Genomic DNA, 21,655 nt, shown 5'->3' on the forward strand with positions numbered 1-21,655 from the left:
CGACGCCTTCGCCGGGGCAAGTATCACGCGTTCTGAAGCACCGTCGGATGGAATTCCCATGAGCGATCACAACGGCCACGCCTGTCGCGGACATGGCCACACCCATGGACAGGAGGTGTCCGGTCCCCTGGAAGGGCATGCCGAGCTGGGCGCCGCCGAGACGCCGGTCCTGGTCGAGGTGACGCGCGGCGGCATCGTCGAGTCCCGCCACCGCGGCATCGCCGCCGTCGTCGATGCCGAGGGGCACGTGGTCGCCCACTGGGGCGATTTCGAGAAGCCGGTCTATGCGCGGTCCGCCATCAAGTCGCTCCAGGCGATCCCGCTGGTCGAGAGCGGCGCCGCCGAGGCGTTCGGCATCTCCGACGAGGAGCTGGCGCTGGCCTGCGCCTCCCACAACGGCGAGGAACGCCACACCAGGCTGGTCGCCGCCTGGCTGGAACGGATCGGCTGCGGGCCCGCCGACCTGGAATGCGGCACCCACCTGCCGTACGACGAGGAGACCGCCCACGCCCTGATCCGGGCGGGCGACGCTCCCGGGACGGTCCACAACAACTGCTCGGGCAAGCATGCCGGCATGCTCTCCACCGCCCGGCACAAGGGCGAGCCGACCAAGGGGTACATCCGCTTCGACCACCCGGTGCAGCAGCGCATCCTGGGCGTGCTGGAGCAGATGACGGCGCGCGACCTGTCGGCGGCGCCCTGGGGCGTCGACGGCTGCGGCATCCCGACCATCGCGATCCCGCTGGGGTCGCTGGCGCTGGCGATGGCCCGGCTCGCCGACCCGCGCGAACTGCCGGACCGCAGGGCCGAGGCGGTCGCCCGCATCCGGCACGCCTGGGGGACCCATCCCTATCTGGTCGGCGGGCGCGGCACGTTCGATACCCGCATGATGGAGGCGACCGCCGGCGAGGCGCTGGTCAAGATCGGTGCCGAGGGCGTGATGTGCGCCGTCCTGCCCAAGCTGGGCCTGGGCATCGCGGTCAAGATCGAGGACGGCGCCACCCGGGCCGCCGGGATCGCCATGGCGGCCCTGCTGCGCCAGTGCAAGGTGCTGACCGAGGCCCGCTGGCGGGAACTGGCCGGGGTGACCCATCCCGAGATCACCAACCGCGTCGGCCTCGCGGTCGGGGAGATCCGCCCGGCGGCCGGCTGGCCCGAGTAATGTTGGCCGGGCCGGACGGGGACTATATAGTCCGGCCGCGAAATAAGGATCGAGGAGGGGAGCCGATGCGTGCCGTGGTGTGCCGGGAGTGGGGCGGGCCGGAGAGCCTGGTCCTGGAAGAGGTCGCGGAGCCCGGGGCGCCGGGGGCGGGCCAGGTCCGGATCGTCGTCAGGGCGGCGGGCATCAATTTCGCCGACACGCTGATGATCCGCGGCAAGTATCAGGTCAAGCCGGAGTTCCCGTTCTCGCCGGGGCTGGAGGTCGCCGGGATCGTCGAGGAGGTGGGGTCCGGCGTGACCTCGGTCCGGCCGGGCGACCGGGTGATGGCGCTGCTCGACCATGGCGGCTACGCCGAGCGGGCGGTGGCGCGGGCCGCCGACGTGTTCCCCATCCCGGACTCGATGGATTTCGAGACGGCGGCCGGCTTCCCGATCGCCTACGGCACCTCGCACGTGGCGCTGTGGGAGCGGGCCGGGCTGAAGCCGGGGGAGACGCTGGTGGTCCACGGCGCCGCCGGGGGCGTCGGGCTGACCGCCGTCGAGATCGGCAAGGCCATGGGCGCCACCGTGATCGCCTCTGCCGGATCGGCCGAGAAGCTGGCGGTCGCGTCCGGGCGCGGCGCCGACCACCTGATCGATTACCGCGCCGAGGATATCCGGGCCAGGGTCAAGGAGCTGACCGGCGGGGCCGGGGCCGACGTGATCTTCGATCCGGTCGGAGGCGACGTGTTCGACGCCAGCCTGCGCTGCATCGCCTGGGGCGGGCGGCTGCTGGTGATCGGGTTCGCCGAAGGGCGCATCCCGCAGATCCCGGCCAATATCCTGCTGGTCAAGAACTGCGCCGCGGTGGGCGTCCACTGGGGTGCCTATCGCCAACACGCGCCCGCCACCGTCGCCGAGAGCTTCCGCACCCTGTTCCGGTGGTTCGAGGAGGGGCGGATCCGGCCGCACATCTCGCACCGGCTGCCGATCGAGGAGAACGGGGAGGCGATGCGGCTGCTGATCGAGCGGCGCTCGACCGGCAAGGTGGTCCTCTCGATCCCCGGGCGAGACTGAACCGGACCTGCTTGGAACCGAATTCGATGTCCGACCGCCTGCGCGCCCAGTACGAGGCCTATCCCTATCCCGCGCGCGATCCCCGCGACGAGGCCAAACGCCTGCTGACCGGGTCGCCGGGGCACCTGGACGAGGTGAACCACTATGTCTTCGGCGGCCGTCTCGGCGGGAGCCCCGGCGGGGCGGCGCCGTTCCGCGTGCTGTTCGCCGGGGGCGGGACCGGCGACGGCACGATCATGCTGGCCCAGCAGGCGGCCGACGCCGGGCTGGCGGCCGAGATCACCTATCTCGACCTGTCCGACGCGTCCCGGGCCATCGCGGAACGGCGCGCCGCAGCGCGGGGGCTGGCCAGCATCCGCTTCCGGAGCGGGTCGCTGCTCGACCTGGAGGGGCTGGGGAACTTCGACTACATCGACTGCTGCGGCGTGCTGCACCATCTGGAGGACCCCGCGGCGGGGCTCCGGTCCCTGCTGTCCGCGCTGGCGCCCGGCGGCGGCATCGGGCTGATGGTCTACGGCACCTTCGGGCGGACAGGGGTCTATCCGCTGCAGGACGCCCTGCGGACCCTGGCGGACGGGCTGCCCGACGCCGAGCGGGTCGATCTGGCCAAACGGCTGCTCAAGACCCTGCCGCCGACCAACTGGCTGAAGCGCAACCCCTTCATCGGCGACCACCAGGAGTCCGACGCCGGCCTCTACGATCTGCTGCTGCACAGCCGCGACCGCGCCTATACGGTGCCGGAGCTGGCGGACCTGGCGTCGCGATGCGGGCTCGCCATCACCGCCTTCATCGAGCCGGCGCGCTACGATCCCGCGCGCTACATCGCCGATCCCCGCGTCCGGCGGCGCCTGGACGGTCTCGGCGTGGTGGCGCGGGCCGCCCTGGCCGAGCAGCTTTCGGGCAGCATGGCGAAACATGTGTGCTACCTGGTGCGGCCGGAAGACGCGGCCGGCGCGGTGGCGTCGCCCGACGACCTGGACATGGTGCCGGTGCTGCGGGACCTCGACGGCGCCGCCATCGCCCGGGGCCTCAAGCCCGGAGCCGGATTGCGCGCCGACCTCGGGGGGATGCCGGTGAACCTGCCGATGCCCCGGCTTGCCGGTCCGCTGCTGGCCCGGATCGACGGCCGCACCAGCGTGGGTAAGCTTTATGAAGCACTTGGAAAAGTTGAACCAAGCTTGACCATTCCGGCTTTTCTTGCACAATTCACCGATCTGTACACGGTTCTGAATGGGATGAACAAACTCCTGCTCCGCCGGCAACATGGGGCCGCGTAAGGCGTTCAGTATTACTGAGCATCTACGGCACCGATGCCGGAATGCGAGGACGGCATGTGGACTACCATCCTTCAGACAACGGCCGCACCCTGGAGTGCCGGACAGGACGCCTCCGGCGGCGTTGACACGACCGTCGTCCTGATCCGGATCGCGGCGGTCCTCCTTGGCTTCATCCCGGCGGCACGCCGCGACGGCGGCACGATCATGGCCGTTCGGGGCCAACGCTGCGTCAAATCGTCACCGCCCTGATCCTCACGATAACCCGGCTTTCCTTGAAACGGACTCCTGCCCGGGGAGTCCGTGCTTCTGCGGTGTCCTTGCGACACGCTCCGGTTCTCGTGAGATCACTTCATGGTGTTGCTGCCAATTTCCGATTCATCAAGGCACGGCACGGGCGGGCCGTCCGGGAGCAAAGCCCGGATCGGCTGGATGGATACGCTGCGCGGAATGGCAATCGTCCTCGTCATCTTCGACCACGCGCTCTATCACGCCATGCTGAATTCCGACAGCGTTCCCCAATGGATCGCGACCCTGTCGCTCATCTTCAACCCGTTGCGCATGCCGCTGATGGTGTTCCTGTCGGGCATGCTGCTCAGCCCGTCGCTGCGCAAGGGTGCCCCGGAGTATCTGGCGGGGAAGACGAGGAACATCCTCTATCCCTATGTCCTGTGGTCGACGGTCTACGTCTCCCTCTGGGTGGTCGCGGCCCCGTTCTCCGGCACGCCCCACTCCTGGAGCGAGCTGCTGATGATCCCTTATGCGCCGCAGGGACACATGTGGTTTCTCCACAACCTGTTCCTGTTCTACATGATCATGCTGGCACTGCAGCGGGTCTCGCGCCTGGTCGTCGCGGCGGTGGCCCTGGCGGCGTCGGGGCTGGTGGATTTCTGGTATCTCGACCGGTTCCTGTTCCTGCTGGGATTCTTCGCGCTGGGCGACTATGCCGTCCAGAGGGAGGATCTGATCTCCAGGCTGCTGGCCAACCGCACGATCGTGGCCGTCATGGCCGTGCTGACCATCGGCATGCCGGCCACCGTCCTTCTGCTGGAAACCGATCTGCGGTACCGGATACCCAGCATTCCGCTGGCCGTGGGCGGCATCGGCATCATGATCCTGCTGGCCGGGCGAATCGGCGACAAGCCGTTCTCGGCGCTGTTCCGCCACATCGGCCGGAATTCGCTGCCGGCCTATATCCTGCACTGGATCATCCTGGCGGTGGCCGTGGTAGTGCTGAAGAGGATCATCCCGCCGGACCAGGGGATGCTGCTGTTCACGGTGCTCGGGACCATCGGCTTCATCGGGACGCTGGTGGCCATCGAGGTGATCAACCGGCTGGGCCTGCACTGGCTGTTCTCCTGGCCGAAACGCGCCCGGAAGAAACCCCGTGATGTCGGAAGGAGCGACGGTTCGGCGCACCTGATGCGCGGCGTACACCTGAGGAACGCGAAATGAGGTGACGGGCGCCCGCCGCGACGGGGGGGCGGGTCAGACCTGGATGTCGATCCGACCGCCGCGGCTGCGCAATCCCTGGTTCGAGATTTCGAACGAGGAGCTCATCAGCTGCGGCGTCTGGTTCTGCCGGCTCTCGTTCTTCTGGACGACTTCCTCGGTCACCGCGTTCTGCGACTGGACGCGCGCCTGATAGCTGGCCCTGACCGGGCTCATCGCCTTGCCGATGTCCGACAGTCCCATGGACATGATCTGCTGACCCTATTCGCTTGGTTCCGTGCCCGGCATCGCGCCGGGCATCCACTATTTATCACAGGCGCGATCGGGGTGCGACTATCCGTTAAGGTTAGCCGTTGTCTCCCGTTCGTCACGCCGCCATGCCGGCGGCCCGCTTGACGGTCGGCAGCGTTATGCGGACGCAGGTTCCCACGTCGACCGTGCTGTCGATGGCCACGGTGCCGCCATGCCCCTTGACCAGGGAATCGACCAGGGACAGGCCCAGCCCGGTCCCCTCCTGCCCGCGGGTATAGGCGCTGTCGATCCGTTCGAACGGCTGCAGCACCGCCAGCAGCCGGTCCGCGGGAATGCCGATTCCGGTGTCGGAGACGGAGAGCTCCACGTAGCCGCCCGCTCCCCGCCGGCAGGCCAGGTCGATCCGGCCGCGGTCCGGGGTGAACTTGATGGCGTTCGACAGCAGGTTGAACAGGATCTGCTTGACCGCCCGCTCGTCCGCGTAGAGCGGTTCCTCCGCGGCGTCGCCGAGATCGACGCGGAGCGAGTGGCCGTGATCCTCCGCCCGCTGGCGCACAAGCTTGATCACCGAGTTCACCACCGGCCCGATCGGCAGGGAGTCCGGGGCCAGTTCGAGCTTGCCGGCCTCGATCTTGGACAAGTCCAGGATGTCGTTGATCAGCGACAGGAGGTGCTCGCCGCTGGCGTGGATGTCGCCGGCATATTCGGCGTAGCGGTCGAGGTCGTCGCCGAAGGTGCGCTCCCGGATGATCTCGGAAAAGCCCAGGATCGCGTTGAGCGGCGTCCGGAGTTCGTGGCTCATGCAGGCCAGGAAGTTGGATTTCGCCCGGTTTGCCTCCTCGGCGCGGGCCCGTTCCCGGTCGCGCTGGTCGACCAGGCTCGCCAGTTCGGCCTCGCGCCGGCGGATCTCGTCGATGTCGCTGAACACGCCGATGATTCCGGCCCGCTGGGAGGCCGCGTTGAGGAACACAGCCTTGCTGATCACGGCGGCGCGGAGGCTGCCGTCGGCGTAGCGGACCTTGGTCTCGAAGGTCCGGGAGCCGCCGTGCATGCGCAGGTCGCGGTCCACCTTGGCATAGACCTCCGCGATCTCGGGATCGGCGATGTCGGTGACGCGCAGTCCCTTGATGCCGCCCCGTTCCAGGCCGAGGGCCTGCTCGAACGCCCGGTTGGCGCCGAGATAGACGCCGTTCATGTCCTTGAAGAAGACCGGCAGGGGAATGGTGTCGAGCAGGGTATGCTCGAACCGGGCCCGGTCCTCCAGCGCCCGTTCGGCCAGGATGCGGTCGGTCACGTCGTGCTGGATGCCGATGAAATGGGTCAGCCGGCCATCGTCGTCGCAGACCGGCGCGATGCTGACCTGATTGTAGAACAGCGACCCGTCCTTGCGGAAATTGCGCACCGTCGCGACCACGGGGCTGCTGTCGCGCAACGCCCGGCGGATTTCCTCCAGCGCCGGCTGCGCGATCTCCGTCCCGTGCATGAAGCGGGGGTTCCTTCCGACCACTTCGGCCGACGCGTAGCCGGTGTTCCGCTCGAAGGCGCGGTTGACCCAGGCGATCGGGGTGTCGGCGCCGGCCCGGCAGATCAGGATGCCGTTGCTCGACTGCGCCAGGGCGTGGTCCTTGAGCCGCAGTTCCGAGAAGGCCGCCGACCGCGACCGCTCGATCTGGAACAGCCGGGCCAGCAGCAGCAACGCGCCCGCGGCCAGGATGCCGACGATCAGGGCCGCGATCGTGACGGTGCGCCACCAGGCGGCCAGCGTCTCCCCCGTCCGGGTCGCCGCGATCGCGAGGAGCGGCAGGACCCGGGTCTGGGCCGCCGCGGCGATCAGCCCGTCCCGCTGGGCGACCTGGATGGCGCCGGCGTCCCGCATCCCGCTGCCGATCAGGGTGACGGCGTCGAGCGCGACGTCCTGCCGCTGCCCGGCGAACATGTCCGAGGGTCCCACCACGATGTCGCCGTCGGGCAGCGCCAGGACTTCCACCTGCTCGACTCCGGCGGTGTGGCCGTAGCCCAGCAGCGCCACCGCCTGGAAGCTGGCCTGGGCGATGCCCAGGAATCGGCCCCGCCGGTCGAGTATCGACCGGCGGAGGGCGATCAGCCCCAGCACATGGTCGTGGCCCATGCTGCCGGTGATCCGGCCGCCGGCATGGTCGCGCAGCGTGGTTTCGTCGAGCCCGAGGTCGGCCGACCTCGGGCAGGCGGAGGATCGCGCGGCGCCGTCGGGACCGAAGATCACCAGGCAGCCGCCGGTCGGCAGGTGGCGGGCCATGAATCGCTGGAGCGGATCGCGGGTCTCCGTCCCGGTTCCCTCCGAAGCGCGCTCCTCCAGGTTGAACGCGGCGGCGGCGAGGGCCACGTCGACCTGGCGCAGCACCCCGTCGGCGTGCTGTGCCAGCAGGATCGCCCGGGTCTCCGCTTCCGACCGGACCTGGACCAGCCGGTCCATGCGGTCCTTCCACAGGCCGACGACGAGCAGAACCACCACCAGCCCGATGGTCGCGGCGGCGAAGACCGTCGCGCCTTGCAGCGTCGACAGCGCCTGGCGGGACGGACCGGTCCGTTGCTGCCGGCGTTTCGGCGGTTCTTCGGCCACGGTCATTCCTTCAGCCCCGCGGTGATGCGGTCGATGGCGCGTTCGCCGACCCCGGACCGCAGCGCCACCGCCGCCTGCCCGGTGACCAGCCGGGCGCGCACGGCCGAGGTTCGTTCCGGCGTCGGGACGACGATCCGGACGCCCGCCGCGAGGGCGCGGCCCCGGGCGTCATCCTGCGCCCGGGCGGCCAGCGCGCGCCCTTCCTCGACGCCGAGGTCCCAGGCGGTGCGCAGGTCGCGGCGGCTTTCCTCGTCGAGCTGACGCCAGAGATAGTCGGACACCAGCGGGACGTAATGGGAGAAATACTGGCGGTCCTCCAGCGCGAAGCGCACGCCCCGGGTCCACAGCGGGACGCTGTCGAGCGTGGCGAAGGTGGAGATCAGGCCGTCCACCCTGTTCTCCGCCATCGCGCGGGGCAGGTCGGTCCAGGCGATCGTCACGGGTTCGGCACCCAGCTCCGCGAGCCGCCAGGCGTTCGCCATCCCGCCCGGGGACCGGATGCGCAGCCCGGCGAGGTCGTCCACGTCGTCGATCGCCGTCCGCGTGGTGAAGAAATGGGCGAAGCCGAGCCCGATCCAGCGTCCGAGGACGATGGCGCCCAGGCCTTCCTCGATCTGGCCGTTCATGGCCTCGATCGCCGGGCCGTCCTGGACCAGCGCCGCCTCCTCGGCGGTGCGCCCATAGAAGACCGGCAGCATGAAGGCGCCGGTATCGGGAGCCACCTGGTCGAGCTGCCACGTCCCTGCCACCGCCATGCCGATCTTGCCCTGGACCAGGGCCGCCAGCACGTCGCGGTCGCGGTAGAGCTCGCCGCCGAACCGGTGGTCGACGTCGAGGCGGTCCGCGCAGCAGTCGCGCACCCGTTCGACGAAGCGGCGGACGATCAGGGTCTGTACATGGTCGGGACCGTTCTCGGTCGAGATCAGCAGCGTCGGCCGGGCCAGGGCGCTTCCCGTGGCGGCGGTCAGGACGGCGGTCAGGGCGGCGACCATGATGACAAGGCATAGGCGAATCGTCATAATACGAATTCGTAACAGGTCCGCGGCGGCCGGGGTTTGATATCGATCAAGATTCCTGTCGGACAGGTTGTCGCGCCGCCGGCCGCGATGTCGCACCGGGAGCGCCGCCGCTCAGGACGACCGGTCTTCCGACAGGCCGTATTTCCGCAGGTAGCCTCGGAACTGGTGGTAGCGGAGACCGAGATCCGCGGCCGCCCGCTTCTGGTTGAACTGATTGCGTTCCAGTGCCGCCGTCAGCAACCCGATCTCGAAGGCGCGCACCGCGTCCGGGAAGGAGCCCGGCTCCGGCGAAGCGGGGCGGGAGGCCGGGACCGGCGGCGGTGAAGCGGGTGGTGCCGGCGGTGCCGGCCGCCAGGGCGAGGCGAAGGGATCGAGCACCACCGTATCGACCGGCCGGTCGGGCCGCCCGGACCGGTAGACGGTGCGTTCCACCGTGTTCTTCAGCTCGCGGACATTGCCCGGCCAGTCGTGGGCCAGCAACTGCCCCAGGGCGCGGTCGGTGAAGCCGGGGAAATAGGGGCGCCCCAGTTCCCGCGCCATGGCGACGGCGAAATTCCCGGCCAGCAGGGGGATGTCCTCCGGCCGGGCGCGCAGCGGCGGGATCGTGATGACGTCGAAGCTCAACCGGTCCAGCAGGTCGGCGCGGAACTTCCCCTCCGCCGCGAGCGCCGGGAGGTCGGCGTTGGTGGCCCCGATCAGGCGGACGTCAGTCGCCAGGGTCTGGCTGCCGCCGACGCGCTCGAACTCGCCGTACTCGATCACGCGCAGCATCTTCTCCTGGACCGCCGCCGGGGCGTTGGCGATCTCGTCCAGGAACAGGGTGCCGTCGTCGGCCAGCTCGAACCGGCCGACATGGCGCCGCACGGCGCCGGTGAAGGCGCCGGCCTCGTGGCCGAACAGCTCGCTTTCCAGCAGCGACTCGGCAAGCGCGCCGCAGTTCAGCTTGACGAACGCCCGGTCCCAGCGCCTGGACAGATAATGCAGGCGGGCCGCCACCAACTCCTTGCCGGTGCCGCGCTCGCCGATCACCAGCGTCGGCTTGTCGAGCGGGGCCGCCTTGGAGACATGCTCCAGCATCGCCTGGAAGGCCGGGGACTCGCCGATCAGGGCGGGCAGGTCGGGGGACGGTCTTGTCATGTGGTGTATTTCGCCGATGAATGAGGTTTCTCGCCATAATATGGCGGTATTCTTCAGGATTGCGAGGGGCGAAGCTGAATCATCCTTCGGAACTTTCAGCGATATCAAGGGCTTGCGCATGATTCGCCGGGTTGGCACGGCGGCTGCAATAGCAGTCGCGTACACCATGACCGTTCCCCTTGGAGACTGCCATGCAGGATTATGCGCGTTACCGGAGCAGCTATCAGAACACGGCCCGGTCCAGCCGGAGCACCGGCGAGCGCTTCCTTGCCTATCTGCGCACCCGCTCGACCGAGACCTGGGTGTTCTTCGCCGCCGGCGTGATCCTGGGCGCCTTCGTCGGCTGACCGGACGCCGGGCCGACCCTTCTTTTTCCCACAGACCACATACGGGACAATCCATCATGGGCATCTTTTCGCGCCTGACCGACATCATCAATTCCAACCTCAACGCAATCCTCGACCGCGCCGAGGACCCCGAGAAGCTGATCCGCCTGGTGATCCAGGAGATGGAGGACACGCTGGTCGAGGTCCGCTCCAGCACCGTCAAGACCATCGCCGAGCGCAAGGAGATCGAGCGCCGCCTGGCCGCCCTCGGCCGCGAGCTGGAGGACTGGCAGCGCAAGGCCGAGCTGGCGCTGTCGCGCGGCCGGGAGGACCTCGCCAAGGGCGCGCTGGTCGCCAAGTCCAAGATCGCCGAGCAGATCGACATGCTTCAGCACCAGCTCGTCCACATCGAGGAGTCGCTGGCCAAGAGCAGCGAGGACATCAGCCGGCTGCAGGAGAAGCTGACCGACGCCAAGAAGCGCGAGAAGGCCATCGTGCTGCGCCAGAAGTCGGCGGCCAGCCGGCTGAAGGTCAACAGCCAGATCCACGACGACCGGATCAACGAGGCCTTCGCCCGGTTCGAGCAGGTCGAGCGGAACCTGGACGAGATGGAGGGACGGGTCGAGGCCTTCGATCTCGGCCGCAAGAGGACCCTGGCCGAGGAGTTTTCCGACATGGAGGCCTCGTCCAAGGTGGAGCAGGAACTGGCCGACCTGAAGGCCCGCCTGCACAACTCCAAGCCGGTGGCGGGCTAAGCCATGGGAGGCGGGGGCGTTTTCGTCCTGGCGGTGCTGTTCCTGACCATCGTGGCACCGCTCTGGATCATCTTCCACTACGTCACCAAGTGGCGCTCGGCCCGCGGGCTGTCCGCCGAGGATGAACGGACGCTGGCCGAGCTGTGGGACAGCGCGGGCCGCATGGAGAACCGGATCGTCAGCCTGGAGAAGATACTGGACGCCGAGGCGCCGGGATGGAGGAACCGCCAATGAACTGGCCGGAATCGCCCTTCGCCTCGCCCAACCCGCACCGGCTCTACCGGGACCGGGAAAGGGGAAAGCTGTTCGGCGTCTGCGCCGGACTGGCCGACTATTTCGGGGTGGACGTCTTCCTCGTCCGCCTCGGGGTGGCGGTGGGCGGAATCTTCTTCACCATGCCCGTCGTCGGCGCCTACCTGCTGGCGGCGCTGGTGCTCAAGAACAAGCCCGCGCGGGTCTATGCCAGCCGGGAGGAGGAGGATTTCTGGCGCACGGTGGCGACCAAGCCCGATGTCACCATCGCCGGCCTGAAGCACAAGTTCCGCGAGATGGAACGGCGTCTGGGCGGCATGGAGACCTATGTCTCCTCGAAGGAATTCGAACTGGACCGCGCGATCAACGACCTCGATCGGTGACCGGCCGTCCGTTCGAACGGGGCTTCGGCCCGGACACGCCGTCCGGGTCGGGCTCCTTCACGCGGATTCGAAAACGGGGATCCGAGGGATCGAATCAGCGACGTTGGTTGCGCCGGTTGGCACGGACCCGCACGGGGACCGGACGCGGCGCGCCGGCGGCGGCGTAGCAGCCGGCAACGGCGACAGAGGTGATCAAAGCTATCAGAGCGATTTCCATGTATCCTCTCCTTCGTTGCCAATTAGATTGGTGCAACACCGCTGCGGTTGGTAGGGGTAAAATGAAACCCTATGCCGTTTTTGCGACTCCGAACAGTTGCCGCTTTTTTGGTCCAGTTTCGTTTACGCCAATTTAACCAAGCATTGGGCTCCTTCCCGTTCCCGGGGCACCCCTCGCGGCCCCGGAACGGCCAACTTGAATAACCAACCGGCCAGCCGCCCCCAGGTTCCGTGAAGCCGTGAAAGATGGAGGCCGGACCCGGGACGGCGTCAGGCCGCGCGCATGTCCCGGATGAAGTCGTCGACATGGCTGCGCAGCGCATCCGTCTGGCCTGCCAGGGCGGCCACGTCGACCCGTCCGTCTTCCGCCAGCCCGCTGGCTTCCCGGGCGTTGCCCAGGGTGCCGCCGGCCTGTTCCGTGACCACGCGGGTGCCGTCCTTCACCTGGGTCACGCTGCGGGCGATCTCGCGGGTGCTCTCCTCCTGCCGGTCGACCGCCGCGGCGATCGACGCGACGATCGCCGCGATGCGCCGGATCGTACCGCCGATTCCGCCGATGGCTCCCGCCGCCTCGCCGGCGACCTGCTGAAGGGCCGCGATCTGGAGGGAGATGTCCTCCGTGGCCTTGGCGGTCTGGTTGGCCAGGTTCTTGACCTCCGACGCGACGACGGCGAAGCCCTTGCCCGCTTCGCCGGCCCGGGCCGCCTCGATGGTCGCGTTCAACGCCAGGAGATTGGTCTGCGCGGCGATCGAGCTGATCAGGGCGACCACCTCGCCGATCCGGTCGGCGGCGTCGGCGAGGCCGGCGACCGTCGTGTTGGTCCGCTCGGCCTCCTCGACCGAGTCCCGGGCGATGGCCGAGGATTCCGAAACCTGCCGGACGATGTCCTGGATCGAGGTGGACAGTTCCTCCGCCGCGGCGGCGACCGCCTCGACCCCGGAGGTCGACTGGACCGCCGCCGCCGCCGCGGTGGAGGCCGAGGCCGCCGTGCGGTCGGCGACGGCGCCCAGCCGGTCCGACCGCTCGCCGATCTGCCGGGCCGCGGCGGACAGCGCCGCCGAGACCGAGCTCATCGCCTGCTCGAAGTCGGCGATGCAGCGGTCGCGCCGTTCCATCCGGCGCTGCCTCCGTTCGGTCTGGAGGCGTTCGTCGGAGATCATACGGTCGATCCTCTCCCGGCTTTCGCGGAAAGTCTCGACCGCCCGGGCCATGGCCCCGATCTCATCCCGCCGGTTCCGGTAGCCGATCTCGACGTCGGTGCGGCCGTCGACCAGCAGGCCCATGGTCCGGGTCAGGCTGTTGATCGGCGAGACCAGCCGCCGGCCGACCAGCATCGCCGCCACGCCGGCCAGCGCCAGCATGCCGAGCCCGATGGCGACCGACTCGATGAGCGCGTTGCGCGACGCGGCGATCGCCGGACCCCGGTCGTGGGCAACCTCCACCGCGCCGATCACCCGTCCCGAGTAGTCCCGGAGCGGTTCGGCGACCAGCGAATAAGGGATGTCCCCCCGGGAGCCCTGGGTCACCACCCGTTCGCCGAGCCCGGCGGCCCGCAGCGCCTGCTCGGGAGCCAGCGGTTCGGCGTCCCCGTAGGTCGCGGCCAAGCGCTTCAACCCCTCCGGCGTGTTCACGAAGACGGCGTAATGGATGTCCGGCGCCGCGGCGCGCTTCAGCAGGGCGTCGTCCAGGAAGGTGCCGGCCTCGATCGACCCGACATGGTTGCCGTCCGAGTCGAGGACCGGCACCACGCCGCGGATCGCCAGGCCGAAGACGCCGCCTTCCAGTCCGCGCAACGGTTTGCGGGAGCGGTTGACCTCCACCAGCATCGGACGGATCGCGGTCAGGTCGTCCCCCCATTTTTCGGGCTGGTTGACCCGCAGCAGGGATTTGACGTCAGACGTATGCACATGCATCTGGCTGATGCCCGTGGCCGCGCGGTTCGCTTCGAACGGGGCCTTAAGGAGCGCCAGCAGGCCGTCATGGTCGCGGCCGCGGACGAGGCGGCCCACTTCGGCCATCCGGGAAAGATACGAGACGAGGGTCTCGCTTTCCTCCGCCCGGTAGTCGAGGGTGGTGACGAAGGTGCGGTACGCGGTCTCCAGCCTCTCGCCGTCCTCCGTCTCGATCATGCGGTCGAGACGGAGGAACGTGGCGGCGGTCAGCGCCGCGGCGACGAAGGCGGCGATGCAGATGGCGAGCCCGAGCACCCGCGAACCGATCGATCCCAGCATGTCCATATTCCGCACGAGTTGGTGGTTGCGGCGCACCATGCCCGAAAAACATTGCGATATGGCCAGCTGCGACAATTCTTCGCTGCGCCGAGGTGGCCGGCCGTTCGGTTCGACCGGATGTGGATGATCGCGCGAGTGTCTTCCCTGTAATCGGCATTGCTGTTTGATGAAAAAACTGAGTAATTCGCCAGTCTATCGCAGTGAGAATGCTTTGTTAAAAATCAAAGAAGATCAGATTCGGTTGTTTTGTAGAAGAATCCCGGCGTCAGCCTCGGGCCCCTCGAGCGCTGAACGGTTTCCCGGTGCCGGGAACGGCATCGAGCACGGAGCGCGGTCCTGGCAACGCGGCGGCGCGTCCCTATCTTGATGACGCAGGTTCAAGCGCCATCAAGATAGGAACTCCCTCATTGACACTCCTGCCGAGTTCCTTGTCCAAAGCCTATGGCGTCGTCCGCTCGGCGCTGATCTACCGGGCCAATCCCCTGAGGCGGCGGCGGTCCAGGGCGTTCTACGGCCGTTTCCTCGGTCCCGGCGACCTCGCCTTCGACGTCGGGGCGCATCTGGGCGACCGGGTCCGGGCCTGGCGCGACCTGGGCGCCCGGGTCGTGGCGGTCGAGCCGCAACCCCATCTGGCCGCGGTGCTCGGCAGACTCCACGGCCGCGATCCTTCGGTGACGCTGGTTCCCGCCGCCCTGGGTGCTGCGCCGGGCAGCGCCGAGCTGCTGGTCAACCGGCGCAATCCCACCCTGTCCACCCTGTCGGCGGAGTGGGCCGCCCAGGTGGCGGCGTCGAAGCGCTTTCCCGGCGAGCGCTGGGAGGAGCGGGTCACGGTCGAGATTATGACCCTGGACGCGCTGATCGAGGCGCACGGCGTGCCGCGATTCTGCAAGATCGACGTGGAGGGCTTCGAGCGGGCGGTGCTCGACGGGCTGTCCCGTCCGATCGAGTGCCTGTCGTTCGAGTTCATTCCCGAAACGCCCGAACGGGCGCTGGCCTGCCTGGAGCGGCTGGCGGACCTGGGGCCGCACCGCTACAACGTGGCGCTCGGCGAGGAGCGGCGCCTGCTGTTCGGGGACTGGCTCGACCAGGACGCCGTCGTGGAATGGCTGAGGTCCCGCCGCCCGGCCGACGGCTCCGGTGACATCTATGCCCGGCATGTTCCTTTTCGATCATCCTGACCGGAATTATGTTCGTTTAAGAACAATCTGAACCCGAAATTTTCGTTTGCAAAAACACGGGCAGTCCGCATAACCTCCCTGTATCAAATCATAAGAACTCTCCGCACCGGCGCCGCGCCGGGCTCTGAAGGGAGAGGATCGGGGAGGATGGCTGACCATGTGCCGTGACGGGTGCGTTCCGGTTTTCCGTGCCTGCAACGACCGGACCTGGCGCCGATGACGCTGGTGCTCGACCGGATTTCCCGTGTCGTCGGCGGTGAGACTCACCTTCACGACCTGTCGCTCACGCTCGCGCCGGGGTCCCTCAACGTTCTGTTCGGGCCGACCCTCGCCGGCAAGACCTCGCTGATGCGCCTGATGGCCGGGCTCGACCGACCGAGCGGCGGGCGCATCACCTGGCAGGGCAGGGACGTGACCGGCCGGTCGGTGCGGACCCGCGACGTGGCGATGGTCTACCAGCAGTTCGTCAACTATCCCTCCTTCACCGTCTACGACAACATCGCCTCCCCGCTGAAGCTGGCCGGCCTGCCCAAGGCGGAGGTCGACCGCAAGGTGCGGGAGACGGCGGCGATCATGCATATCGACGGGCTGCTGGGCCGCCTGCCGGCCGAGCTGAGCGGCGGCCAGCAGCAGCGCACCGCGATCGCTCGCGCGCTGGTCAAGGAGGCGGGGCTGCTGCTGCTGGACGAGCCCCTGGTCAACCTGGACTACAAGCTGCGGGAGGAGCTGCGCACCGAGATGCGCGAGATCTTCAAGCGCCGACGCTCGATCGTCGTCTATGCCACCACGGAGCCGCTGGAGGCGCTGATGCTCGGCGGCACCATCGCCGTGCTGCACGAGGGCCGGCTGATCCAGGCCGGGCCAACGGTCGAGGTCTATCACAACCCGGCGTCGCTCCAGGTCGGGCAGGTGTTCAGCGATCCGCCGCTGAACCAGGTGGACGGCGTGGTGGACGGGACGGGCGTGCTGCTGGCCGACGGCATCCGGGTGCCGGCGGCGGGCCATCTGGCCGACCTGCCCCATGGCCGCTACCGGTTCGGCGTGCGGGCCAACCACCTCTCGGTGTTCCGGGAGCACGAGGACGACATCCCGGTCCCTGGCTTGGTCGAACTGGCCGAGATCAGCGGGTCGGAGACTTTCATCCACGTCCACGGCCGGGGTTTCGCCTGGGTCGTGCAGCAGGAGGGGGTGCATAGCCTGGGGCTGGGCGAGCAGGTCACCGCCTGGGTCGATGCCCGCCGGCTGTTCGCCTTCGGGGCCGACGGGCGACTGGTCGCGGCACCGCCGCGGCCCCGGCTGGGCATGGCGGCGGAATAGGGCGGAGGGGAGAAGACCCATGGCACGGATCGAACTGCGCGGCCTCGCCCACTCCTACCGGCCCGATCCCAAGGGGGATGCCGACTATGCGCTGAAGCCGATGCAGCATGTCTGGGAGGACGGCGGCGCCTATGCGCTGCTGGGACCCAGCGGCTGCGGCAAGACCACCCTGCTGAACATCATCTCCGGCCTGCTGGTGCCGAGCGAGGGGCAGGTGCTGTTCGACGGCCGCGACGTGACGGGACTGCCGCCGCAGGAGCGCAACATCGCCCAGGTGTTCCAGTTCCCGGTGATCTACGACACCATGTCGGTGTTCGACAACCTTGCCTTCCCCCTGCGCAACCGGAAGGTCGCCGAGCGCGAGGTGCGCGCCCGGGTCGAGGAGGTCGCGGACATGCTGGAGCTGTCGGCCGACCTGGGCCGGCGGGCGCGCGGCCTGACCGCCGACCAGAAGCAGAAGATCTCGCTGGGCCGCGGGCTGGTCCGCAGCGACGTGGCGGCGATCCTGTTCGACGAGCCGCTGACCGTGATCGATCCTCAGCTGAAATGGCTGCTGCGGCGGAAGCTGAAGCAGATCCACGAGCGGTTCCGGCTGAGCCTGATCTATGTCACCCACGACCAGAACGAGGCGCTGACCTTCGCCGAGCAGGTCGCGGTGATGCATGACGGCCGGGTCATGCAGGTGGGCACGCCGCAGCAGCTGTTCGAGGTGCCGGCCCATACCTTCGTCGGGTACTTCATCGGCAGCCCGGGCATGAACTTCCTGCCCTGCCGGTACGAGGGAGGGGCGGCCCTGGTGGACGACATCAGCATCCCGCTGGCCCGGTCGGTGATCGAGCACGCGCCGCACCGCGGCGTTCCGCTGGAGATCGGCATCCGGCCGGAGCACCTGCGGGTCGGGGCGTCCCCGGCGAACGGCGCCCTGCCGGCCGAGATCGCCCTGATCGAGGACCTGGGCAACTTCAAGATCGTCACGGCGAGGCTGGGCCGCCATCAGGTCAAGGCCAAGCTGCACGAGGATGCCCCGGTGCCGGTCGAGCGCGGCTGGCTGACCTTCCCGCCCGACCGCACCCGGCTCTATGCCGACGGCCGGCTGGTCGCCTGAAGGGAGAAGCGCCGCGATGGACAACCGCCCCCATGACAACAAGGCCTGGCTGCTGGTGCTGCCGGTCTTCCTGATCGTCGCGATCAGCGCGATCATCCCGCTGATGACCGTGGTGAACTATTCGGTCCAGGATATCCTGGGGCCGTTCCAGCGGGTCTTCGTCGGGACCGAATGGTTCGAGCAGGTGCTGAACGACGAGCGGCTGCACGGCGCCTTCCTGCGCCAGCTCGTCTTCTCCGGCTGCGTGCTGCTGATCCAGATTCCGCTGGGCATCGCGGTGGCCCTGACCCTGCCGGCCAAGGGCTGGCGGTCATCACTGTGCCTGGTGCTGGTGGCGCTGCCGCTGCTGATCCCGTGGAACGTGGTCGGCACGATCTGGCAGCTCTACGCCCGGCCGGACATCGGGCTGGCGGGCGTGGCGGTCAACGGCATCGGCATTCCCTACAACTATACCGCCGACGCCTTCCATGCCTGGCTGACCGTGCTGATCATGGACGTCTGGCACTGGACCCCGCTGGTGATCCTGCTGTGCTTCGCCGGCCTGCGGTCGATCCCGGAGGCGTTCTACCAGGCGGCCAGGATCGACGGCGCGTCCGCCTGGGCGGTGTTCCGCTACATCCAGCTGCCCAAGTTGCGGCGGGTGCTGACCATCGCGATCCTGCTGCGCTTCATGGACAGCTTCATGATCTATACCGAGCCGTTCGTGCTGACCGGAGGCGGCCCCGGCAACGCCACCACCTTCCTGAGCCAGTTCCTGGCGCAGATCGCGGTCGGCCAGTTCGACCTGGGGCCGGCGGCGGCCTTCTCGCTGATCTATTTCCTGGTGATCCTGCTGCTGTCCTGGATCTTCTACACCTACATCACCCACACCGACCGGGAGGACGCGCGATGAGCGCCCGGGGCAAGCATTCCGGTTCCGGCTTCAGGAAGCGCCATGTCGGGCTGGTGGTCTATTTCGTCTTCCTGCTGCTGCCGATCTACTGGCTGCTCGCCATGTCGGTGAAGCCCAACCAGGAGATCCTGAGCGGGTTCAGCCTGTTCCCGGAGACGGTGACCTTCGCCAACTACGTCACGATCTTCACCGATCCGTCCTGGTACACGGGCTATCTCAACTCGATCCAGTACGTGGCCTTGAACACGGTGATCTCGCTCGGCGTGGCGCTGCCGGCGGCCTATGCCTTCTCGCGCTACCGGTTCCTGGGCGACAGGCACATGTTCTTCTGGCTGCTGACCAACCGCATGGCGCCGCCGGCGGTGTTCCTGCTGCCGTTCTTCCAGCTCTACTCGACCTTCGGGCTGATCGACACCCACATCGCCGTGGCGCTGGCCCACTGCCTGTTCAACGTGCCGCTGGCGGTCTGGATCCTGGAAGGCTTCATGTCGGGCGTCCCGCGAGAGATCGACGAGACCGCCTATATCGACGGCTACGGCTTCCCGCGGTTCTTCCTGACCATCTTCCTGCCGCTGATCCGCGCCGGGATCGGGGTCACCGCCTTCTTCTGCTTCATGTTCTCGTGGGTCGAGCTGCTGCTGGCCCGCACCCTGACCAGCGTGGACGCCAAGCCGATCGCCGCCACCATGACCCGCACGGTCAGCGCCGCCGGCATGGACTGGGGCCTGCTGGCGGCGGCCGGGGTGCTGACCATCGTGCCCGGCGCGCTGGTGATCTGGTTCGTCCGCAACTACATCGCCAAGGGCTTCGCCCTGGGCCGGGTCTGAGGAGGCGGCGCCCATGGATTTCGCCCTGGAACTGGAATGGATGGCCTGGACCGGCCCCACCGCGGCCTTCTTCGCCGGCATCGCGCTGATCCTGGCGGGCATGACGGCGTGGCAGGCGGTCTCCCCCTCGGTCGAGCGGCGGGGCCTCCTGCCGATGCCGACGACGCGCGGCGACCGGCTGTTCATCGGCCTGCTGGGCAGCGCCTATATCCATCTCGCGGTCATCGGCTTCACCGACCTGAACCTGTGGATCGCGTTCGGCCTGTCGCTGCTTTGGATGGCGGCGGTCATGAGGTTCGGATGAACCCCCGCCCCGGCACGGCCCCCGGGAGCAGGGCCTTATCGTAACGACAACAACCAGAAACGGTTCGGAGGAAACGATGTCGAAGACGGTGCGAAGAACCCTGATGGCCGGCACGGTGCTGGCGTCCGCCCTGACGGCGATGGCATTGCCGGCGCCGGCGCAGACCGCCGACCAGATGAACGCGGCGCAGCGCTGGATCGACCAGGAATTCCAGCCTTCCAGCCTCTCCAAGGAGGAGCAGCTGAAGGAGATGGAATGGTTCATCAAGGCAGCCGAACCGTTCCGCGGGATGGAGATCTCGGTCGTGTCCGAGACCATCACGACCCACGAGTACGAGGCGAAGACGCTGGCCCGCGCCTTCAGCGAGATCACCGGGATCAAGCTGAAGCACGACCTGATCCAGGAAGGCGACGTCATCGAGAAGCTGCAGACCCAGATGCAGTCGGGGCGCAACGTCTATGACGCCTATGTCAACGACAGCGACCTGATCGGGACCCATTTCCGCTACGGCCAGGCGGTGGCGCTGAGCGACTGGATGGCGGGCGAGGGCAAGGACGTCACCCTGCCGACCCTGGACATCGACGATTTCATCGGCAAGAGCTTCACCACCGCCCCCGACGGCAAGCTGTACCAGCTGCCCGACCAGCAGTTCGCCAACCTCTACTGGTTCCGCGCGGACTGGTTCGCGCGGCCGGACCTGAAGGAGAAGTTCAAGGCCAAGTACGGCTACGAGCTGGGCGTGCCGGTCAACTGGTCGGCCTACGAGGACATCGCCGACTTCTTCACCAACGACGTGAAGGAGATCGACGGCGCCCGGGTCTACGGCCACATGGATTACGGCAAGAAGGACCCCTCGCTGGGCTGGCGCTTCACCGACGCGTGGCTGAGCATGGCGGGGGCCGGCGACAAGGGGATCCCCAACGGGGTGCCGGTGGACGAGTGGGGCATCCGGGTCGAGGGCTGCAACCCGGCGGGCTCCAGCGTGACCCGCGGCGGCGACACCAACGGGCCGGCCTCGGTCTACGCGCTGACCAAGTACATCGACTGGCTGAAGAAGTACGCGCCGCCCGAGGCCGGCGGCATGACCTTCTCCGAGGCCGGCCCGGTCCCGGCGCAGGGCAACATCGCCCAGCAGATCTTCTGGTACACCGCCTTCACCGCCGACATGACCAAGCCGGGCCTGCCGGTGGTCAATGCCGACGGCACGCCCAAGTGGCGCATGGCGCCGTCGCCCCACGGCTCCTATTGGGAAGAGGGGATGAAGCTGGGCTACCAGGACGCGGGTTCCTGGACGCTTCTGAAGAGCACCCCGGTCGACCGCCGCAAGGCCGCCTGGCTGTACGCCCAGTTCACCGTGGCGAAATCCACCTCGCTGAAGAAGACCATGGTCGGCCTGACCCCGATCCGCGAATCGGACCTTCAGACCCAGGCGATGACCGACATGGCGCCCAAGCTGGGCGGGCTGGTCGAGTTCTACCGCAGCCCGGCGCGCGTGTCGTGGACGCCGACCGGCACCAACGTTCCGGATTATCCGAAGCTGGCGCAGCTGTGGTGGCAGAACGTCGCCGAGGCGGTGACCGGCGAGAAGACCCCGCAGCAGGCGATGGACAGCCTGGCCGAGGCCCAGGACGCCGTGCTGGCGCGGCTTGAGCGGGCCAACGTCCAGGGCGATTGCGGTCCGAAGCTGAACAAGGTCCAGGACGCCCAGTACTGGTTCGACCAGCCCGGCGCCCCGAAGCCGAAGCTGGCCGACGAGAAGCCCAAGGGCGAGACGGTCGCCTACGAGCAGCTGCTGGAGGCCTGGAAGCAGGGCAAGGTGCGGTAGTACCCGGCGAGGTTTCCGCCTGACCTGACACCATGCCGCATGGCGTCGGGGGCGGGCATCGGGTCACGTGCCCGGTGCCCGCCTCCTGCCATG

21 protein-coding genes are annotated in these 21,655 nt (G+C 68.4%); 16 read left to right on the forward strand and 5 right to left on the reverse strand.

Annotation, left to right across the window (positions count from 1 at the left end; genetic code table 11):
• Positions 1 to 58: 58 nt before the first annotated feature.
• The 5 genes from JL100_RS01605 (at position 59) to JL100_RS01625 (ending at position 4,946) form a co-directional block, all read left to right on the forward strand.
• A complete protein-coding gene (locus tag JL100_RS01605; protein WP_202683917.1) occupies positions 59 to 1,162 on the forward strand; it encodes an asparaginase in 1,104 nt (367 codons plus the stop codon).
• A 65-nt stretch (positions 1,163 to 1,227) separates the two neighbouring features.
• On the forward strand, positions 1,228 to 2,217 hold the full coding sequence (locus JL100_RS01610; RefSeq protein ID WP_202683916.1) for an NADPH:quinone oxidoreductase family protein: 990 nt from the start codon (positions 1,228 to 1,230) through the stop codon (positions 2,215 to 2,217).
• Positions 2,218 to 2,243: 26 nt separating this feature from the next.
• Entirely contained in the window at positions 2,244 to 3,494 is a 1,251-nt protein-coding gene (locus JL100_RS01615) for a class I SAM-dependent methyltransferase (protein WP_202683915.1), read from the forward strand.
• A 54-nt stretch (positions 3,495 to 3,548) separates the two neighbouring features.
• Entirely contained in the window at positions 3,549 to 3,743 is a 195-nt protein-coding gene (locus tag JL100_RS01620; protein WP_202683914.1) for a hypothetical protein, read from the forward strand.
• A gap of 198 nt (positions 3,744 to 3,941) precedes the next feature.
• Positions 3,942 to 4,946, forward strand: a complete 1,005-nt coding sequence (locus tag JL100_RS01625; protein WP_202683913.1) for an acyltransferase family protein — start codon at positions 3,942 to 3,944, stop codon at positions 4,944 to 4,946.
• Positions 4,947 to 4,979: 33 nt separating this feature from the next.
• Here the strand turns inward: JL100_RS01625 and JL100_RS01630 are convergent, their stop codons facing one another.
• The 4 genes from JL100_RS01630 to pspF all read right to left on the reverse strand — a co-directional run bounded on the left by JL100_RS01630 (position 4,980) and on the right by pspF (position 9,950).
• Positions 4,980 to 5,186 carry a hypothetical protein gene (locus JL100_RS01630; RefSeq protein ID WP_158043497.1) on the reverse strand — a complete coding sequence of 69 codons (207 nt, stop codon included), beginning with the start codon at positions 5,184 to 5,186 and terminating at the stop codon, positions 4,980 to 4,982.
• A gap of 124 nt (positions 5,187 to 5,310) precedes the next feature.
• Complete coding sequence (locus JL100_RS01635; RefSeq protein WP_228421024.1) at positions 5,311 to 7,794, reverse strand: sensor histidine kinase; 2,484 nt, start codon at positions 7,792 to 7,794, stop codon at positions 5,311 to 5,313.
• A 2-nt stretch (positions 7,795 to 7,796) separates the two neighbouring features.
• On the reverse strand, positions 7,797 to 8,813 hold the full coding sequence (gene dctP / locus JL100_RS01640) for a TRAP transporter substrate-binding protein DctP (protein ID WP_202683911.1): 1,017 nt from the start codon (positions 8,811 to 8,813) through the stop codon (positions 7,797 to 7,799).
• A 111-nt stretch (positions 8,814 to 8,924) separates the two neighbouring features.
• Positions 8,925 to 9,950: a phage shock protein operon transcriptional activator gene (gene pspF / locus JL100_RS01645; protein ID WP_202683910.1), complete on the reverse strand. Its 1,026-nt coding sequence runs from the start codon at positions 9,948 to 9,950 to the stop codon at positions 8,925 to 8,927.
• A gap of 191 nt (positions 9,951 to 10,141) precedes the next feature.
• Here pspF and JL100_RS01650 point away from each other — a divergent pair, with 191 nt between their 5' ends.
• Genes JL100_RS01650 through pspC form a run of 4 tightly spaced genes read left to right on the forward strand, consistent with a single transcriptional unit; the run spans position 10,142 to position 11,666 of the window.
• Complete coding sequence (locus JL100_RS01650) at positions 10,142 to 10,297, forward strand: hypothetical protein (protein ID WP_192499212.1); 156 nt, start codon at positions 10,142 to 10,144, stop codon at positions 10,295 to 10,297.
• Positions 10,298 to 10,353: 56 nt separating this feature from the next.
• Positions 10,354 to 11,031, forward strand: coding sequence for a phage shock protein PspA (gene pspA / locus JL100_RS01655; protein ID WP_202683909.1), 678 nt, complete (start codon positions 10,354 to 10,356; stop codon positions 11,029 to 11,031).
• 3 nt (positions 11,032 to 11,034) lie between these two features.
• Positions 11,035 to 11,265, forward strand: coding sequence for an envelope stress response membrane protein PspB (gene pspB, locus JL100_RS01660; RefSeq protein ID WP_158043502.1), 231 nt, complete (start codon positions 11,035 to 11,037; stop codon positions 11,263 to 11,265).
• Positions 11,262 to 11,666 carry an envelope stress response membrane protein PspC gene (pspC, locus tag JL100_RS01665; RefSeq protein ID WP_202683908.1) on the forward strand — a complete coding sequence of 135 codons (405 nt, stop codon included), beginning with the start codon at positions 11,262 to 11,264 and terminating at the stop codon, positions 11,664 to 11,666. The genes pspB and pspC overlap by 4 nt, the downstream gene beginning before the upstream one ends.
• A gap of 486 nt (positions 11,667 to 12,152) precedes the next feature.
• Here pspC and JL100_RS01670 read toward each other — a convergent pair whose 3' ends face one another.
• A complete protein-coding gene (locus tag JL100_RS01670) occupies positions 12,153 to 14,114 on the reverse strand; it encodes a methyl-accepting chemotaxis protein (protein ID WP_202683907.1) in 1,962 nt (653 codons plus the stop codon).
• A gap of 407 nt (positions 14,115 to 14,521) precedes the next feature.
• On the opposite strand from JL100_RS01670, the gene JL100_RS01675 reads away from it, so the two are divergent.
• The 7 genes from JL100_RS01675 (at position 14,522) to JL100_RS01705 (ending at position 21,562) form a co-directional block, all read left to right on the forward strand.
• A complete protein-coding gene (locus JL100_RS01675) occupies positions 14,522 to 15,292 on the forward strand; it encodes an FkbM family methyltransferase (RefSeq protein ID WP_202683906.1) in 771 nt (256 codons plus the stop codon).
• Positions 15,293 to 15,508: 216 nt separating this feature from the next.
• Complete coding sequence (locus JL100_RS01680; protein WP_202683905.1) at positions 15,509 to 16,609, forward strand: ABC transporter ATP-binding protein; 1,101 nt, start codon at positions 15,509 to 15,511, stop codon at positions 16,607 to 16,609.
• Positions 16,610 to 16,628: 19 nt separating this feature from the next.
• Positions 16,629 to 17,714, forward strand: a complete 1,086-nt coding sequence (locus JL100_RS01685; RefSeq protein WP_202683904.1) for an ABC transporter ATP-binding protein — start codon at positions 16,629 to 16,631, stop codon at positions 17,712 to 17,714.
• A 16-nt stretch (positions 17,715 to 17,730) separates the two neighbouring features.
• Positions 17,731 to 18,606, forward strand: coding sequence for a carbohydrate ABC transporter permease (locus tag JL100_RS01690; protein ID WP_202683903.1), 876 nt, complete (start codon positions 17,731 to 17,733; stop codon positions 18,604 to 18,606).
• The gene (locus JL100_RS01695) at positions 18,603 to 19,433 is read left to right on the forward strand and encodes a carbohydrate ABC transporter permease (RefSeq protein ID WP_202683902.1); all 831 of its coding nucleotides are present in this window, start codon (positions 18,603 to 18,605) and stop codon (positions 19,431 to 19,433) included. The genes JL100_RS01690 and JL100_RS01695 overlap by 4 nt, the downstream gene beginning before the upstream one ends.
• Positions 19,434 to 19,446: 13 nt before the next feature.
• Positions 19,447 to 19,737, forward strand: a complete 291-nt coding sequence (locus JL100_RS01700) for a DUF2160 domain-containing protein (protein WP_202683901.1) — start codon at positions 19,447 to 19,449, stop codon at positions 19,735 to 19,737.
• 76 nt (positions 19,738 to 19,813) lie between these two features.
• Positions 19,814 to 21,562 carry an ABC transporter substrate-binding protein gene (locus JL100_RS01705; protein ID WP_202683900.1) on the forward strand — a complete coding sequence of 583 codons (1,749 nt, stop codon included), beginning with the start codon at positions 19,814 to 19,816 and terminating at the stop codon, positions 21,560 to 21,562.
• Positions 21,563 to 21,655: the final 93 nt, after the last annotated feature.

This window comes from Skermanella mucosa (assembly GCF_016765655.2).
GTDB lineage: Bacteria > Pseudomonadota > Alphaproteobacteria > Azospirillales > Azospirillaceae > Skermanella > Skermanella mucosa.

What these genes read in the sequence shown, in the direction of transcription:
- JL100_RS01630 (WP_158043497.1), bottom strand. Translation starts at nt 5,186, where the DNA reads ATGGGACTGTCGGACATCGGCAAGGCGATGAGCCCGGTCAGGGCCAGC.
- JL100_RS01605 (WP_202683917.1), top strand. Translation starts at nt 59, where the DNA reads ATGAGCGATCACAACGGCCACGCCTGTCGCGGACATGGCCACACCCAT.
- JL100_RS01685 (WP_202683904.1), top strand. Translation starts at nt 16,629, where the DNA reads ATGGCACGGATCGAACTGCGCGGCCTCGCCCACTCCTACCGGCCCGAT.
- JL100_RS01680 (WP_202683905.1), top strand. Translation starts at nt 15,509, where the DNA reads ATGACGCTGGTGCTCGACCGGATTTCCCGTGTCGTCGGCGGTGAGACT.
- dctP (WP_202683911.1), bottom strand. Translation starts at nt 8,813, where the DNA reads ATGACGATTCGCCTATGCCTTGTCATCATGGTCGCCGCCCTGACCGCC.
- JL100_RS01690 (WP_202683903.1), top strand. Translation starts at nt 17,731, where the DNA reads ATGGACAACCGCCCCCATGACAACAAGGCCTGGCTGCTGGTGCTGCCG.
- pspB (WP_158043502.1), top strand. Translation starts at nt 11,035, where the DNA reads ATGGGAGGCGGGGGCGTTTTCGTCCTGGCGGTGCTGTTCCTGACCATC.
- pspF (WP_202683910.1), bottom strand. Translation starts at nt 9,950, where the DNA reads ATGACAAGACCGTCCCCCGACCTGCCCGCCCTGATCGGCGAGTCCCCG.
- JL100_RS01700 (WP_202683901.1), top strand. Translation starts at nt 19,447, where the DNA reads ATGGATTTCGCCCTGGAACTGGAATGGATGGCCTGGACCGGCCCCACC.
- JL100_RS01670 (WP_202683907.1), bottom strand. Translation starts at nt 14,114, where the DNA reads ATGCTGGGATCGATCGGTTCGCGGGTGCTCGGGCTCGCCATCTGCATC.
- JL100_RS01625 (WP_202683913.1), top strand. Translation starts at nt 3,942, where the DNA reads ATGGCAATCGTCCTCGTCATCTTCGACCACGCGCTCTATCACGCCATG.
- JL100_RS01615 (WP_202683915.1), top strand. Translation starts at nt 2,244, where the DNA reads ATGTCCGACCGCCTGCGCGCCCAGTACGAGGCCTATCCCTATCCCGCG.
- JL100_RS01610 (WP_202683916.1), top strand. Translation starts at nt 1,228, where the DNA reads ATGCGTGCCGTGGTGTGCCGGGAGTGGGGCGGGCCGGAGAGCCTGGTC.
- pspC (WP_202683908.1), top strand. Translation starts at nt 11,262, where the DNA reads ATGAACTGGCCGGAATCGCCCTTCGCCTCGCCCAACCCGCACCGGCTC.
- JL100_RS01620 (WP_202683914.1), top strand. Translation starts at nt 3,549, where the DNA reads ATGTGGACTACCATCCTTCAGACAACGGCCGCACCCTGGAGTGCCGGA.
- pspA (WP_202683909.1), top strand. Translation starts at nt 10,354, where the DNA reads ATGGGCATCTTTTCGCGCCTGACCGACATCATCAATTCCAACCTCAAC.
- JL100_RS01705 (WP_202683900.1), top strand. Translation starts at nt 19,814, where the DNA reads ATGTCGAAGACGGTGCGAAGAACCCTGATGGCCGGCACGGTGCTGGCG.
- JL100_RS01695 (WP_202683902.1), top strand. Translation starts at nt 18,603, where the DNA reads ATGAGCGCCCGGGGCAAGCATTCCGGTTCCGGCTTCAGGAAGCGCCAT.
- JL100_RS01650 (WP_192499212.1), top strand. Translation starts at nt 10,142, where the DNA reads ATGCAGGATTATGCGCGTTACCGGAGCAGCTATCAGAACACGGCCCGG.